This window comes from Nocardia sp. NPDC003482 (assembly GCF_053588115.1).
Genome location: NZ_JBSFPI010000008.1, coordinates 17,818 through 33,141 on the forward strand (window position 1 = coordinate 17,818; position 15,324 = coordinate 33,141).

Annotated in this window: 9 protein-coding genes and 1 tRNA gene; 7 read left to right on the forward strand and 3 right to left on the reverse strand. The window is 66.3% G+C overall.

Annotated elements, in window-relative coordinates; genetic code table 11:
- Positions 1-265: 265 nt before the first annotated feature.
- Together ACWDSJ_RS13975 and ACWDSJ_RS13980 are read left to right on the forward strand one after the other, a co-directional pair.
- Positions 266-811, forward strand: coding sequence for an RNA polymerase sigma factor (locus tag ACWDSJ_RS13975; protein ID WP_450032028.1), 546 nt, complete (start codon positions 266-268; stop codon positions 809-811).
- A complete protein-coding gene (locus ACWDSJ_RS13980) occupies positions 808-1,845 on the forward strand; it encodes a hypothetical protein (RefSeq protein ID WP_450032029.1) in 1,038 nt (345 codons plus the stop codon). The genes ACWDSJ_RS13975 and ACWDSJ_RS13980 overlap by 4 nt, the downstream gene beginning before the upstream one ends.
- Before the next feature lie 563 nt (positions 1,846-2,408).
- Here ACWDSJ_RS13980 and ACWDSJ_RS13985 read toward each other — a convergent pair.
- Both ACWDSJ_RS13985 and ACWDSJ_RS13990 read right to left on the reverse strand, forming a co-directional pair.
- Entirely contained in the window at positions 2,409-3,341 is a 933-nt protein-coding gene (locus ACWDSJ_RS13985; protein ID WP_450032031.1) for a tyrosine-type recombinase/integrase, read from the reverse strand.
- A 97-nt stretch (positions 3,342-3,438) separates the two neighbouring features.
- Positions 3,439-3,512: transfer RNA gene (locus tag ACWDSJ_RS13990), tRNA-Arg, on the reverse strand.
- A gap of 184 nt (positions 3,513-3,696) precedes the next feature.
- Here ACWDSJ_RS13990 and ACWDSJ_RS13995 point away from each other — a divergent pair.
- Both ACWDSJ_RS13995 and ACWDSJ_RS14000 read left to right on the forward strand, forming a co-directional pair.
- Positions 3,697-5,736, forward strand: a complete 2,040-nt coding sequence (locus tag ACWDSJ_RS13995; protein WP_450032033.1) for a cytochrome c oxidase assembly protein — start codon at positions 3,697-3,699, stop codon at positions 5,734-5,736.
- Positions 5,733-6,689: a threonine/serine dehydratase gene (locus tag ACWDSJ_RS14000; protein WP_450032035.1), complete on the forward strand. Its 957-nt coding sequence runs from the start codon at positions 5,733-5,735 to the stop codon at positions 6,687-6,689. The genes ACWDSJ_RS13995 and ACWDSJ_RS14000 overlap by 4 nt, the downstream gene beginning before the upstream one ends.
- A gap of 1 nt (position 6,690) precedes the next feature.
- Here ACWDSJ_RS14000 and ACWDSJ_RS14005 read toward each other — a convergent pair whose 3' ends face one another.
- Positions 6,691-7,365 carry a hypothetical protein gene (locus tag ACWDSJ_RS14005; protein ID WP_450032036.1) on the reverse strand — a complete coding sequence of 225 codons (675 nt, stop codon included), beginning with the start codon at positions 7,363-7,365 and terminating at the stop codon, positions 6,691-6,693.
- A gap of 349 nt (positions 7,366-7,714) precedes the next feature.
- Between ACWDSJ_RS14005 and ssb the strand changes: the two genes are divergently transcribed.
- The 3 genes from ssb to ACWDSJ_RS14020 all read left to right on the forward strand — a co-directional run bounded on the left by ssb (position 7,715) and on the right by ACWDSJ_RS14020 (position 15,243).
- Positions 7,715-8,203 (forward strand): single-stranded DNA-binding protein, encoded by a 489-nt coding sequence (ssb, locus tag ACWDSJ_RS14010; protein WP_450032038.1) that lies wholly within the window; start codon positions 7,715-7,717, stop codon positions 8,201-8,203.
- Positions 8,204-8,305: 102 nt separating this feature from the next.
- Positions 8,306-9,982, forward strand: a complete 1,677-nt coding sequence (gene ettA / locus ACWDSJ_RS14015; protein ID WP_387367313.1) for an energy-dependent translational throttle protein EttA — start codon at positions 8,306-8,308, stop codon at positions 9,980-9,982.
- A gap of 374 nt (positions 9,983-10,356) precedes the next feature.
- Entirely contained in the window at positions 10,357-15,243 is a 4,887-nt protein-coding gene (locus ACWDSJ_RS14020) for an NAD-glutamate dehydrogenase (protein ID WP_450032041.1), read from the forward strand.
- Positions 15,244-15,324: the final 81 nt, after the last annotated feature.

A 15,324-nucleotide genomic window follows, 5' to 3' on the forward strand; every position in this document is an offset into this window, starting at 1 on the left:
CGTTTTCCGCGAGGTTGCATCACCTGCGCCCGGTTCTGCCCTCTATGTAAGAGTAGGTCTGTACGAAATTGAGGGCGCTGAGGAAGGTTCGGATGAGTTCGCTCGTTGCTGCGGTCGTTGTGACATTGATTTGCAACGTTGTTGCTTTCACCGAGTGGGATCTATCTCTACGGCTGCGCAGTCGCACATCTCTCAAACCGCGAGGTCGTGAACTTACTACCCACCCGCAGGGCGTATTGGATGACGCGGTGTCGGGAGAAGCACCATGAACCTTGGCGATCCCGGCAGTCCGGCGGCCAGGGAACGGACCAGTCCTGTTGATTCCGCAACATTCAGCGCGTTTTATCGGGAGCAGCTTTCCAAGTTGGTACGTTATTTGATTAGCGCCGGAGCTCGCCAGGTTGACGCGGTGGAGATAGCGCAGGAGGCTATGGGTGAAGCGTGGCGGCGGTGGGCGAATATTGAATACCCAAAGACGTGGGTGTGGTTTGTAGCTCGCCGAAAGCTGGCAGATAGGGCACGTTGCCAGACAAATGAGCAACTTGTCTCAGATATCTCTGAACAATCACCACTGCGCTCGGAGAATTTAACCGAGCTTATAATGTGGGAACAGCATCAGGACTTGTTGAGAGAGCTTCAGGCACTGTCAGTAGTTCAGCGCGAGATTATGATTATGACCCTTGAAGGGTTCACTCCAGCAGAAATTGCGGAAGAACTCCGAATGCCGATAGCGACCGTACGCTCATATGCCGTACGTGCTCGGCAGAAACTTGTGAAAAACCGGAACGACCCGCGTAGCGAGGAGTCATGACCGAGGGACCAATTTCGGATCGAAATGACAGCGACAACTTTGATGATGGTTTGACGGAGCAATACGATAGACTGCTAAGGGATATTGAGGAAGGGCTTGATATTGAAGCTGGCCTGCGTGCCATTCTTCTCTCGGGCAAATACGATGCCATGGCGAAAGACCTCGACTCCATTCTCGATGTCGAGTCGGGACTGGCGGCGATACTTTCGGATTCGCCGCATTTCTTCGCGTCTCGTATGCCATCCACTGATGAGGTTTTGGGTCTTAATCAGGAACTGCAATTGCTGTCATGGATGGATCGACTCCGTCTTAATGCTAGCTGTAGAGAGCCGCTTCTTCGGGCCATGGTGGGAGTGCATCGTCTCGCGGACGGGTTCGATTCTCTGCTACGTCGGGAGGGGCTGCTTGCGGATGGCGTAGAGCGCCGACGTGTAATTTCCGAAGTCAGCAGCTACGAACTGTTGCAAGCCGTCGAGAGACTTAACGACGGTCTCGATGACAATGTATTTGATGCTTTTCGCGAAGCTGTGGAATTGACAGAGCAACGCGCGAACATAGAGTTTGATCTCGGCGTTGCCTGGATTAATAACACCCATGAGGTGCTTTGGAGATCCGGGCGCAAAATTATTAGTCGTCTCGGTTGTTTGCGATCTTTGGCGGGAGGAAGGCAAAATGTATCCCACTGGTTCGATGAAGTTAAACATCACTGTCGATATTTGCGAGCGCAGCTATATGACTATTCGCGTGATCTCCAGTTTCTTGCCGAGATTCTAACCGACTTTACCCATGCCGATTTTACGGAAGCTAACCTCCATGATGTTGAACTCGACGGAGTGCGATGGTCAGATGACACTCTTTGGCCCGATAGCTGGCGTGATCATGTAAGCCAGAGGTCGTTTGTCGCAAGTCCTGGTGTTTTTGAAGTAAGTATCCTACGGGCTGCTGGGCGAAACTCGAATGGGCACTACAGGCGACTGAACGTTTCCACGTTCTCGCCAACAATGATTAGGCCATCGGTAGGGCTTTGGGGGTAGTAGGCTGTGGAAAAGTAGACGATGGTTAGACCCGTCCCCGTTACTCCGGTATTCCCGATCCTGAGAACGTGACAGACGAGCCCCCACCGGGGAATCAAATTCTCGCGCCAACCGAAGCAGTTGAATGCGGAGCGGAAGGCCAGTGGGGTGTCGCTCCGGATCGGATGAGACGGTTTGGTCGAATCCGCCACTGGCGTAAGGTGATTGGCACCTCCGGCCGAGGGGCGGTGGACTTGGTCCACACACCGCGCCCAGGAAGGAGGTGGTGGGGAATGGCGAAACATCGCCGGGCGAAGAGCAAGGCCCCGGTCAATTACGGCATCCTGCTTGCGGGCTGTGCCGTGATCGCCGGGGCGCTCGTGCTGGTCCGCTGGAAGTGGACTAGGTGACCCACCAGGTGGGGCGTCGTGTCCGCGGCGTCCCACCGCCAGCATCACTTGCGTGACAGCCCCATCCTACTTAATGTACGTCTTGTCGCACAGACGGCCACGGCGTTTCCTTGCCGATCACATCTCGGTATGCGCGGCAGCCGCAGGCGCGGCCATCTACGGTGTGGCTTGTTGTTACAGCTGATCACCGAGTCGTGCGCGTCTGTGTGCGTCGCGGGCGCGCTCGGCGGCGACCGAGGCTCCGTAGCGGCCGATCATTTGGCGCGAGCGCCAGCCCGCCAGCATCATCAGATCCTGTTCTTGGCCTCCGTTCGCCAGCCAGTTGTGGGCGAAGAAGTGCCGAAGTTGATGGGGATGCAGGTGGTCGATCCCCGCTTCGACGGCTCGCCGTTCGAGCATCTGCTGAATACCAGACGCGGTCATCTGGCCTTGGCTGCCCAACCATAGGGCTGTCGGGTGTTCCGCGGCTTTCGGATGTATGGCACGTACTCGGAGGTAGCGTCGGAGAGCTGTCCTGGTCTTGTCGCTGAAGGGCACGAGCCGCGGCCGGCGCCCCTTGCCCAGCACCAAGACGGTGTTCTCGGTGAAGTCCAGCGCGTCGAGTTCCAAGGGTGCGAGTTCGCCGATCCGCACGCCCGAGTCGCTGAGCAGTCGGATGATCCCAGTATCGCGGCGATGCTCGAAGTTGGTGCCCTCGCAGACCGCCAGCAGCTGCCGGAGTGCCTCAAGCTTGGGGACGGCGATAGGCTTCTCCGGCACGTGCGGCGGCGTCATCTTGAGGAACGGGTTCTCGGAGAGAATGTCCTCGCTCACGAGGTACTTGGCGAACTGCTGGAGACTGCGGTACTGCCGGTGGGCGAACTCCGGTGTCACCGGCCGTCCGGTCCGCCGATTCGGCCGCGTCAGTGTGTCCTCGATGTAGGCGCCGAGGTTGTCCTTGGTGAACTGCGCCGCGGTGGTCGGGAGCTGTCGACCGCGCAGGAACTTGAGGAAATAGCGGATGTCGCGGAGGTAGGTGTCGATCGTGCCCGCCGACTTGTTCTGTTGCCGCAGCTCACTGGCGAAGTCGTTGGCAAGCTCGAATAGGTCGTCGAAGTCGCTCCCCATGGCGAGAGTCTACGGGAAAATCCCCTGGTGTTTGAGCGCTGTGCGAGATGGGTAACTATTCGGTGACCCGGCATCCGTGCAGGTCACCGAGTCTGTGTGCCCCCGGCAGGAATCGAACCTGCGACCTAGGGATTAGAAGGCCCTTGCTCTATCCAACTGAGCTACGGAGGCGAGGCAGCACCACACACCATGCCGGGTTCTGGGCACGGTGTCCAGCGTGTTGATTATAGCGACCGTCCAGCTCAATCCTGGCTCTCGGCGAGCTAACGGTGCGGGTGTCGGGAGGATCACAGGGTTGTGGTAGAGGAGCAGGGTGGGGCGTAGGGGGGTGGGGGGTCGAACTACGCTGGGAGACATGTCGTCACCGCAGGACCCGTCCGTCGAAGTTGGCAGCCAGGCCATCCGGGCGGAGTCGAGGACGACGTTCGCCGTACTGGCCGTGTTCGCGTCGGCCGTGGCGGCTCTGGTCGCGCCGCTCGTGGTCGGGTTGTCGGCCGCGCGGGCCCTGACCTTGCTGGGCATTCCCGATCCGGGGGCGCTGACGACCTACGGGTTGCCCGCGGTGCGGGCCGTGGCCGATCTGTCGGGGGCGCTGGCCGTCGGGTCGTTGTTGTTCGCGGCGTTCCTCACGCCGCCGCAGCGGGACGGGCTGTTGGATCTCGGGGGGTATCGGGCCGTGCGGCGCGCGGGGATCGCGGCGTTCGTGTGGGCGGTCGCGGCGACGCTGCTGGTTCCGCTGACGCTCTCCGACACCACCGGGCAACCGGTCGGCAGCATTCTGCGGCCGGAGCAGATCTGGGACGCGATCCCCAAGGTGGAGGTCGCCGGGTCTTGGCGGACAACGGCTTTCATGGCCGTGGCGCTCGCGGTGGCCTGCCGGTTGGTCCTGCGGTGGGGCTGGACGCCGGTGTTGCTCGGATGGTCGGTGCTGTGTCTGCTGCCCGTCGCGCTCACCGGCCATTCGTCGGCGGGCGGCGCGCACGACATCGCCACCAACAGCCTGATCCTGCATCTGGTCGCGATGGCGTTCTGGGTGGGCGGGCTGTTCGCGGTGCTGGCCTACGCCGTGCGCGGGGGTGCGCACACCGCGTTGGCGACCGCGCGGTTCTCGACCGTGGCCACGTGCGCCTTCGTGATCGTAGCGATCAGCGGTGTGCTCAACGCCTGGGTGCGCGTGCCGTGGGACGACCTGTTCACCACCACCTATGGCCGCCTGGTGATCGCCAAGACCGCGGCCCTGTGCGTGCTCGGCGTGATCGGATTCTTCCAGCGGCGCAAGGCGATTCCCGCGCTCGCGGCCGACCCCACCGATCGGGGCGCGCTGATCCGCTACGCCGGAGTCGAGGCGCTCGTATTCGCCGCGACCGTGGGACTCGCCGTCGGACTCGGCCGGACGCCGCCGCCGGAGCTGGGTCGGGTGCCCTCGCCCACCGAGGTCGAACTCGGCTACAACCTGGCCGGGCCGCCGACGCTCACGCGAGTGCTGTTCGACTGGCGCTTCGACTTGATCTTCGGAACGCTGTCCCTCGTGCTCGCGGTGTTGTATCTGGCCGGTGTGCGCCGGCTCCGGGCGCGCGGCGACGCGTGGCCGATCGGGCGCACGGTCGCCTGGCTGTGCGGCTGCGCGGTCGTGCTGTTCGCGACCAGTTCCGGGGTGGGCCGCTATGCCCCGGCCATGTTCAGCCTGCACATGGCCCAGCACATGTTGTTGTCGATGCTGGCGCCGATCCTGTTCGCGCTCGGCGGCCCGGTGCTGCTGGCCCTGCGCGCGCTGCCGGCCGCCGGTCGGGACGCGCCGCCCGGGCCGCGCGAGTGGATCCTGGCCGCCGTGCACAATCCGGTGTCGCGCGTGCTGACCCAGCCGGTGGTCGCGTCGGTGCTGTTCGTCGCCGGGTTCTACGGGCTGTACCTGGGCGGGATCTTCGATCACGTCGTCGATCAGCACGGCGCGCACCTGGCGATGAATCTGCACTTCCTGGTGTCGGGCTACCTGTTCTACTGGGTGGTGCTGGGCATCGATCCGAAACCCCGTCCGGTGCAACCGCTCACGCGGGTCGGAATGGTGTTCGGCTCCTTGCCGTTCCACGCCTTCTTCGGGGTCGCGCTGATGAGCATGACCACGGTGATGGGCGGCTGGTTCTACCGTTCGCTCGGACTGAGCTGGAACACCGATCTGCTCGACGATCAGCACACCGGCGGCAGCCTGGCCTGGGCCAGCGGTGAGATCCCGCTCGTGGTCGTGATGCTCGCGCTGCTGGTGCAGTGGTCGCGCAGCGACTCCCGCCTGGCGCAGCGGCTCGACCGGGCGGCCGACCGCGATCACGACGCGGCGCTGGCCGCGCACAACGCCATGTTCGCGGAGCTGGCCAAGCGGGACCGGGAGGTCCGTCGGTGACCGATGCGAACGCATCGCGAAAAGTGAAGCGGCTCTACCGTTCCGACGTGCGCGAGGCCCGGCTGCGGCTGGGCCGCCGGACCCGGGTCACCCCGGTCTTCCACACCGATGTGAGCGGCCCGAACGGTCCGGTCCCGGTGACGTTCAAACTCGAATACCTCCAGCACGGCGGCACTTTCAAGGTGCGCGGCAGCCTGAACGCGCTGCTCGAGTGCCGCGGCGACGAGCGTCCGGTGATCATCGCCTCGGGCGGCAACGCCGGGATCGCCGCGGCTCTCGCGTGCGCGCTGGAGGGCCGGTCGTGCACGGTGGTCGTGCCCGAATCCGCGCCGCACACCAAGGTCGCCGCCATGTGGGCTTACGGCGCGGAGGTGCTCTGGCACGGCACGACCTACGCCGAGGCGCACCGCTACGCCGACGAGATCAGCGACGAACGCGGCGCGGTCCAGTTGCACGCCTACGATCTCCCCGCCGTCGTGGCCGGCGCCGGGGTCGTGGGACTCGAGATCGAACGTCAGGTGCGCGGGCGTCCGCCCGTGCTCGTCGCCGTCGGCGGCGGCGGGCTGGCCGCCGGGATCGCGGCCGCGCTGGGCGCCCGCGGTCACGTCGTGGGTGTCGAACCGAAGGGCGCGCCGACCCTGCACTCGGCCCTGGCCGCCGGGCGCGCCGTGGACGTGCACATCAACAGCATCGCCGCGGATGCCTTGGGCGCCACCAGGATCGGTGCCATCCCCTTCGAGATCGCGCAGCGCTACGACATGGGTTCGGTGCTGGTCAGCGACGACGCCATCGCCATGGCCCGCGAGTATCTGTGGCGCGAATTCCGCATCGTGGTCGAGCCCGCGGGCGCGACCGCGCTGGCAGCCATCCAGAGCGGCGCCTACGTACCCGAACCGGGGGAGCGGCCGGTGGTGGTGTTGTGCGGGGCGAATACGGATCCGGCGACATTGTGACTCATTGCGCCGACGGCAGATGCCAGTCGAAGTGTCCGCCCGCGTGGGCGTTGATGGTGTCGCGCAGGTAGTTCGCCGACTCGACCACGATGCCGCCGCCGTCCTTGGTGCCGATCAGGATGCCGAGGAAGTCGGCGGTGTCCCGGCCGCTGCGGCGGTAGACGATGCCGCCGGAATCGCCCTTCTCCGAAGGGAAGTCGGCCACGAAGTAGCCGTTCTGCAGCGCGGTCACCGTCCCGCAGGTGATGCCGGTGGTGGAGCCGACGTGACAGACCTCGTCGCCGACCGCGGCCGTGCCGTCGGCGGTGGTGATCGTCAGCCGGTTCGACAGTGTGCTGGCCGCGGTGACCGACGACGCGTAGCGGACCAGCGCGAAACCGAGGTCGCCCACGGTGTCGTCGGTGCCGAAGCCCTGGTCGTACACGCCCACTCGCGATCCGTCGTGCGCGAAGACGTCCTTACCGCCCTCGAAGCAGTGGCCCGCCGTGACCCCGTACTCGACCCCGCCCAGGAAACCGCTCAGCCCCAGGCTGCACCGTTTGTCGTCGGTGTTCAGCGCCATCCCCGGCGACGCGGTGCCCATCGCGGCCCGCGCCTGGGACGGTATCGCGACGGCCAGGGCCAGGGCGGCCGCCAGGGCCAGCAGCAGTCGCGGAAGGCGGAAGGGATGATGCATGGGTCGTCGTGCTCTCTGCTCGCGTGCGCGGGTCAGCGCAAGTGCTGGATGCCAACGGCCGCAACGCGGATCGACCGCCGCCACGCGCAGAACCGTATCACCGCCGGGGGACATGCGCGATGCCGAGAGTTCGGGGGGCGCAACGGTTCCGGCGCAGGTCGGCGGGTGTCGGCGGGGTGGTCCGAAACACGCGGAATCCACAACCGGAAATCCATCCACAAATCTCGATTCGACCTTTCGCCGAGGCCGATCGCCGAGGAGAGTTGGACGTGTTCCACCGGCCGAGGGGTTGCGGCCGGAAGCGCGATCCGCGAACTGTCGAAACGTCGAAAAGGCAAGGGGTGGAATCATGTACGAGGCGAACACGGCCGTCGTCGGCAACGTCATCACCCATCCGGTGCGGCGCAGCCTGCCGGGCGGCGATCAGGTGGTGACGTTCCGCATGGCCAGCAATTCCCGCCGGTTCGACCGCGAGAGCGGCGGCTGGGTGGACAACGGCACGCTGTATCTCACCGTCAACTGCTGGCGCCGATTGGTCGAGGGGGTGGACGCCTCGATCCGACGCGGCGACCCGATCATCGTCTACGGACAACTGCGCTCCACCGAGTACGCGACCAAGGACGGCGTGCAGCGCCGCGATCTGGAGATGCGCGCCACCGCGGTCGGGCCGGATCTGGCGCGATGTTCGGCCGAGGTGGTCCGCCGCGGCTCCGGGAACTCGTCGAACGGCTCGGTCGTTGCCGAACGAGGGGGCGAGGAACAGACCGAGCGGCCGCCGTCGCCGCCCGAAACTTTCGATAGTGTCGAGGCGACCCGCGAGGACCTCCGGACGGCCTGATCCGGCCCGTCCGCACCAGCCCGAGCGTCCGCCGCCCGAGGGGTCGTGCCCAGCGGGGCGGTGGGCGGAATCAGACAACCACTTACCGATAGGCTTTCGCACATGGCTGAGTTCATCTATCAGATGAGGAAAGTTCGGAAGGCACACGGCGACAAGGTCGTGCTCGACGATGTGACCCTGAACTTCCTTCCCGGCGCCAAGATCGGCGTCGTCGGTCCGAACGGCGCCGGTAAATCGAGCGTGCTGAAGATCATGGCCGGACTGGACCAGCCGAACAACGGCGAGGCGTGGCTCGCCCCCGGCGCGACCGTCGGCATCCTGCAGCAGGAGCCGCCGCTGAACGAGGAGAAGACCGTTCGCGGCAATGTCGAGGAGGGCCTCGGCGAGATCAAGGTGAAGCTGGACCGCTTCAACGAGATCGCCGAACTCATGGCCACCGACTACTCCGACGAGCTCATGGACGAGATGGGCAAGCTGCAGGAGGACCTCGACCACGCCGACGCCTGGGATCTCGACTCCCAGCTCGAGCAGGCGATGGACGCGCTGCGCTGCCCGCCGCCGGACGAGCCGGTCACCAACCTCTCCGGTGGTGAGCGTCGTCGCGTCGCGCTGTGCAAGCTGCTGCTGAGCAAGCCCGACCTGTTGCTGCTCGACGAGCCCACCAACCACCTCGACGCCGAGAGCGTGCAGTGGCTCGAACAGCACCTGGCCCAGTACCAGGGCGCGGTGCTGGCCGTCACCCACGACCGGTACTTCCTCGACAACGTGGCCGGGTGGATCCTCGAGCTCGACCGCGGCCGCGCCTACCCGTACGAGGGCAACTACTCCACCTACCTGGAGAAGAAGGCCGAGCGCCTCGAGGTGCAGGGCAAGAAGGACCAGAAGCTGCAGAAGCGCCTCAAGGACGAACTCGCCTGGGTGCGTTCGGGCGCCAAGGCCCGCCAGGCCAAGAACAAGGCCCGCCTCGACCGGTACGAGGAGATGGCCGCCGAGGCCGAGAAGATGCGGAAGCTGGACTTCGAGGAGATCCAGATCCCCGCGGGTCCGCGCCTGGGCAGCGTCGTGGTGGAGGTCGAGCACCTGGACAAGGGCTTCGGCGACCGCCAGCTGATCAAGGATCTGTCGTTCACGTTGCCGCGCAACGGCATCGTCGGCGTCATCGGTCCCAACGGTGTCGGTAAGACGACGCTGTTCAAGACCATCGTCGGCCTGGAGCAGCCCGACAGCGGCACGGTGAAGGTCGGCGACACGGTCAAGTTGAGCTACGTCGACCAGAACCGCGGCGGCATCGATCCGAAGAAGACGGTGTGGCAGGTGGTCTCCGACGGCCTCGACTACATCGAGGTCGGCACCCAGGAAATGCCTTCGCGCGCATACGTTTCCGCGTTCGGGTTCAAGGGCCCGGATCAGCAGAAGCCCGCGGGTGTGCTCTCCGGTGGTGAGCGCAACCGGCTGAACCTGGCGCTGACGCTCAAGCAGGGCGGCAACCTGATCCTGCTCGACGAGCCGACCAACGACCTCGACGTGGAGACCCTGGGCTCGCTGGAGAACGCGCTCGAGCAGTTCCCCGGCTGCGCCGTGGTCATCTCCCACGACCGCTGGTTCCTCGACCGCACCTGTACCCACATCCTCGCCTGGGAGGGTGACGACACCAACCCGGCCAAGTGGTTCTGGTTCGAGGGGAACTTCGAGGCGTACGAGGCGAACAAGGTGGAGCGGCTGGGTCCGGACGCGGCGCGTCCGCACCGGGTCACCCACCGCAAGCTCACCCGCGACTGATCCAGCCCGGGGGCTCCCCGTGCCGGGGCGCCCCTCCCGGGTGATGGCCCATCACCCGAATCCCTGATCGTCGCGGCTCGTTGCACCCTGTGTCATACAGCAAGGAGCTGGCTACTGCTCGGTTACTTATAGGCGAATAGTGTCAACCGGCCACGGCGGCCGGGCGCCCAAAACCCTGTCGGCGCAACGTGCTAGGCGTACCATCAGCGTGTTCGGCTGGTACGCGGGCGAATTCGTCTTCGAGCAACCGGTCGGGCGTTCGGACTTTGCCGTGGCTTTGGAAAGATTCCCTCCCGGCTGCTCCGGCACCCAGCTACTCTCGACCCCGGCGTCACTTTGTTACGGAACCGAATCCGAGGGAGTTGGCGAAGAAAATGACGGTCTCGTCCGAATTGTCCAGCGCGGCGTGGGTCGCGGGTTTGCCGGAGCAGTTGCGCGGCGAACTCGCCGCCCTCGAGGAGGCATACTTCCGCCACGTGGACGCCGGCGACGTCGACTGTGCGATCACGGGGAGTTCGCTCCAGGTGTTCCGCAGGCACATCGAACTGGGCATGCATCGACCACCGGGCGCGTCCCGGGTGCGCGTGTACCAGCCCGACGACGGCTCCGGTCTCGGGGCCGCCGTGCAGATGGTCACCGACGACATGCCCCTGCTGGTGGAGTCGGTGACCTCCTCGCTGAGCCGGATGGGCGTCAGCATCAGCGAGATCATCCATCCGATCTTCGAAGTGACGCGCGACGATTCGGGTCGGCTCGAATCCGCCGAACCGCACGGGGTGGACGGCAACGGCAACACCGGCCTGCGGGAGTCGTGGATGCACGTGCAGCTGCATCCGGCCACCAGCCCGGAACTGCTCGACCGCGTCGAGGCCTCGATTCCCGACGTCCTCACCGACGTGCGGCAGGTCATCGGCGACACCGAGGCGATGGACACCGTGCAGGAGCGGCTGGCCGCCGACCTCGAGGCCGCCGCCGACTCGGACACGGCGCCGTTCAGCCGGACCGATCTCGTCGACTGCGCGCGGCTGCTGCGCTGGCTCGCCGCGGGCCACTTCACGGTGCTCGGCTACGCCCGCTACCGGCGCGACGACGCGAAATCCGTTGTGGTGCCGGACAGTTGCCTCGGTGTGCTGCGGCCGAATGTGGGCACCGACTTCGAGGTTCCGGTCAACGGCGGCAACCGGCCGCTGCTGATGCTGACCCAGGGCCTGGTCCCGGCCACCGTGCACCGCTCGGTGTATCCGTACTTCGTCGGCGTCGCCGAATTCGACGGCGCGGGCGCGGTCACCGGTGAACATCTGTTCATCGGCGTGTTCACCGTGGCGGCCATGCACGAGAACGTCCTCGACATCCCCGTCGTGGAGCGGCGGGTGCGGACGGTGATCGAGCAGAGCGGATTCGATCTGGACTCGTTCTCCGGGCAGGCCATGCTCGAGGTGATCCAGTCCTTCCCGCGCACCGAGCTGTTCTCCTCCGATATCGAGACCATGCGGCGCACCGCGAGCGCGGTGCTCAATGTGGGCATGCGGCGGCAGGTGCGGTTGTTCCTGCGCTCGGATTCCTACGGCAGATTCGTGGCCTGCATGGTCTATCTGCCGCGGGACCGCTACACCACCCGGGTGCGGCTGGAGATCCAGGACATCCTCGTGCGCGAACTCGGCGGCGTGTCGATCGACTACTCGGCGCGCGTCTCCGAAAGCGAGCTGGCGAGCGTGTATTTCACCGTCCGCCTGCCCGAACCGGGCACCCGGGTGGACACCTCCGAGGCCAATCGGCAGCGCATCCAGGCGCTGCTCGCCGAGGCCAGCCGCACCTGGGCCGACCACCTGCGCGACGAGTCGGCGGCCTCGGCGCTGCTGGATCCCGCTGTGGTGCAACGGTATTCGGCCGCGCTGCCGGACGCCTACAAGGAGGACTTCGAGCCAAGCCGGGCGATGGCCGACATCATCCGGCTGGAGCGGCTCGCGGCCGACCGGATCGATCACCATCTGTACCGACGGCCCGAATCCCAGCCCGGCTCCTGGCGTTTCACGCTCTACGTCGGCGCGGGGATCTCGCTGAGCCAGGTGCTGCCGCTGTTGCAGAGCCTGGGCGTGGAGGTCGTGGACGAGCGGCCCTATCACGTGGAATTCGAGGACGGCCGCGGCGCGTGGATCTACGACTTCGGCCTGCAGGCGCGGCCGGATCTGCTGCGCAAATCGCTGGACCGCAATATGGACGCCGAACTGGTCGAGACCTCCGAGCGGCTCGACGCGCTCGACGCCCAGGAGCGCGGTCTGCGGGAGCGGTTCACCGACGCGTTCGACGCGCTGTGGTACGGGCGCGCCGAGGCCGACGGCCTCAACGAGCTGGTGCTGCGCGCCGGTCTGCACTGGCGTTCGGTATCGATCCTGCGCGCCTACTCGAAGTATCTGCAGCAGGCCGACTTCCCCTACAGCCAGGCCAATATCGCCCGCGTGCTGCTGGCCTCGCCGGATATCGCGCGGTTGTTCGTGGAGCTGTTCGCGGCGCTGTTCGATCCCGACGCCGCCTCGGCGGAGCGGGCCGCGGAACTCGAGACGGCCGTGCGCGAGCGGATCAACGAGGTGGTCAGCCTCGACGCCGACCGGATCCTGCGCGCGATCCTGGCGCTGGTGAAGGCGACGCTGCGCACCAACTACTACCGCGTCGACGAGCTGGGCCAGCCCCGGCCGTATCTGTCGATCAAGGTGGAGCCCCGCGAGATCAGCGAATTGCCCAAGCCGCGACCGCAATTCGAGATCTTCGTGTACTCGCCGCGGGTCGAGGGCGTGCACCTGCGGTTCGGGCCGGTGGCGCGCGGCGGGTTGCGCTGGTCGGACCGGTTGGAGGATTTCCGCACCGAGATTCTGGGCCTGGTCAAGGCGCAGGCGGTGAAGAACGCGGTCATCGTGCCGGTCGGCGCCAAGGGTGGCTTCGTGGTCAAGCATCCGCCCGCGGGCACGGGCGATCCGGCCGCGGATCGCCAGGCGTTGCAGGCCGAGGGCGTGGCCTGCTACCGCACCTTCATCTCCGGCCTGCTGGACGTCACCGACAACGTGGACCACGCCACCGGCAAGGTGCTGCCGCCCGCGCGGGTGGTGCGCCGCGACGGCGACGACACCTATCTGGTGGTGGCCGCCGACAAGGGCACCGCGACGTTCTCCGATATCGCCAACGAGGTGGCGCAGTCCTATGGGTTCTGGTTGGGTGACGCGTTCGCCTCGGGTGGTTCGGCGGGATACGACCACAAGGCGATGGGCATCACGGCCAAGGGTGCGTGGGAGAGCGTGAAGCGGCACTTCGCCGAGATGGACATCGACACGCAGACAACGGATTTCACGGTGGTCGGCGTCGGCGACATGTCCGGTGACGTGTTCGGCAACGGCATGCTGCTGTCGCGGCACATCCGGCTGGTGGCCGCGTTCGACCACCGGCACATCTTCCTGGATCCGAATCCCGACGCGGAGCGGTCGTTCGCCGAACGGGAGCGGATGTTCGCGCTGCCGCGCTCGTCGTGGGCCGACTACGACACCTCCCTCATCAGCGAGGGCGGCGGGGTGTGGGACCGCACCGTGAAGGCCATTCCGATCAGCCCGCAGGCGCGCGCGGCGCTGGGCCTGGCCGACGACGTCACGACGCTGTCGCCGCCCGAGCTGATCCGCGCGATCCTGAAGTCGCCGGCGCAGCTGCTGTGGAACGGCGGTATCGGCACCTACATCAAGGCGTCCACCGAATCGAACGGCGACGTCGGCGACAAGTCCAACGACGCGGTCCGGGTGAACGCGAACGAGTTGCGCGTCAAGGTGATCGGCGAGGGCGGCAACCTCGGCGTCACCGCGCTCGGTCGTATCGAGTTCTGCCGCAACGGCGGCAAGTGCAACACCGACGCGCTGGACAACTCGGCGGGTGTGGACTGCTCCGACCACGAGGTCAACATCAAGGTCCTGTTGGACGGGGTGGTCTCCAGTGGTGAACTGGCCGCCGCCGACCGCAATCCGCTGCTGGCGTCGATGACCGACCAGGTCGCCGACATGGTGCTGTTCGACAATGTGTCGCAGAACTTCCTCATGGGCTCCTCCCGCACCGAGGCCCCGCGGATGCTGAACGTGCACATGCGCCTGATCGAGGAGCTGGAGGCGCGCCGCGGACTCGATCGGGCGCTCGAGGCGCTGCCCTCGAACGCCGATATGACCCAGCGGCTCGAACAGGGGCGCGGGCTCACCTCGCCGGAGTTGGCGAATCTGCTTGCGCACGTGAAGCTTTCGTTGAAGGCCGATCTGCTCGAGGGTGAACTGCCGGACAGCGCGCATTTCTCGGCGCGGTTGCCGAAGTACTTCCCGACCCCGCTGCGGGAACGGTTCGGCGCGGCGATCAAACGGCATCGGCTGCGCCGCGAGATCGTCACCACGATGATGGTCAACGAGATGGTCGACCTCGGCGGCATCACCTACGCCTTCCGGCTGTCGGAGGAGATCGGCGCGACCGCCGGGGACGCCATGCGCGCGTTCGCCGCGGCCAGCCAGATCTTCGACCTGCACTCGGTGTGGAGCCGGATTCGGGCCGCCGACACCGCGACCGCGGTCAAGGACGAGTTGGAACTCGAGACCAAGCGCACCCTCGATCGCGCGTCGCGCTGGCTGCTCAGCAACCGGCCGCAGCCGATCGCGGTCGGCGCCGAGATCCATCGCTACGCCGGTAAGGTGCACGAACTCGCGCCGAAGGTGCCGGGCTGGTTGCGCGGGCATCACATCGACACCCTCGAGCAGGAGTCGGCCAAGCTGATCAGCCGGGGCGCGCCGAAGGAGTTGGCGGCCGAGGTCTTCGGACTGCTCAACCTCTTCCCGCTGTTGGACGTCATCGATATCGCCGATATCACCGACCGCGGCGGCGAGGAGGTCGGCGCGCTGTACTACGCGCTGAACGAGCACCTCAAGATCGACTGGCTGCTGCAGGCGGTCAGCCACCTCGAACGCGGAGACCGCTGGCACGCGTTGGCCCGGCTCGCCTTGCGCGACGACATGTACAGTTCGCTGCGCTCGCTGACCCTCGACGTGCTCTCCGCCGGTGACCCGGAGGAGACCGCCGAGGAGAAGATCGCGTACTGGGAGTCGAAGAACCAGTCCCGGCTGGGTCGCGCCCGCGCGGCGTTGTCGGAGCTGTTCGAGTCCGGCACGCACGATCTGGCGACCCTGTCGGTGGCGGCCCGGCAGGTGCGCAGCATGGTCAGCGGCGTCGGCGCGCAGTCGGAGGTGCCGAGGTAATCCGATCCGGCCGTGCCCGCCGCCCCGCTCGACGGGGGCGGCGGCGCGGGCCGGGACGGGACCGAGCGGACAGAGGCGGCA

Excerpts from the sequence above, each read along its gene's own strand:
- ACWDSJ_RS14005 (WP_450032036.1), bottom strand. The coding sequence starts at position 7,365 with ATGCATCATCCCTTCCGCCTTCCGCGACTGCTGCTGGCCCTGGCGGCC.
- ACWDSJ_RS13975 (WP_450032028.1), top strand. The coding sequence starts at position 266 with ATGAACCTTGGCGATCCCGGCAGTCCGGCGGCCAGGGAACGGACCAGT.
- ACWDSJ_RS13995 (WP_450032033.1), top strand. The coding sequence starts at position 3,697 with ATGTCGTCACCGCAGGACCCGTCCGTCGAAGTTGGCAGCCAGGCCATC.
- ssb (WP_450032038.1), top strand. The coding sequence starts at position 7,715 with ATGTACGAGGCGAACACGGCCGTCGTCGGCAACGTCATCACCCATCCG.
- ettA (WP_387367313.1), top strand. The coding sequence starts at position 8,306 with ATGGCTGAGTTCATCTATCAGATGAGGAAAGTTCGGAAGGCACACGGC.
- ACWDSJ_RS14020 (WP_450032041.1), top strand. The coding sequence starts at position 10,357 with ATGACGGTCTCGTCCGAATTGTCCAGCGCGGCGTGGGTCGCGGGTTTG.
- ACWDSJ_RS13985 (WP_450032031.1), bottom strand. The coding sequence starts at position 3,341 with ATGGGGAGCGACTTCGACGACCTATTCGAGCTTGCCAACGACTTCGCC.
- ACWDSJ_RS13980 (WP_450032029.1), top strand. The coding sequence starts at position 808 with ATGACCGAGGGACCAATTTCGGATCGAAATGACAGCGACAACTTTGAT.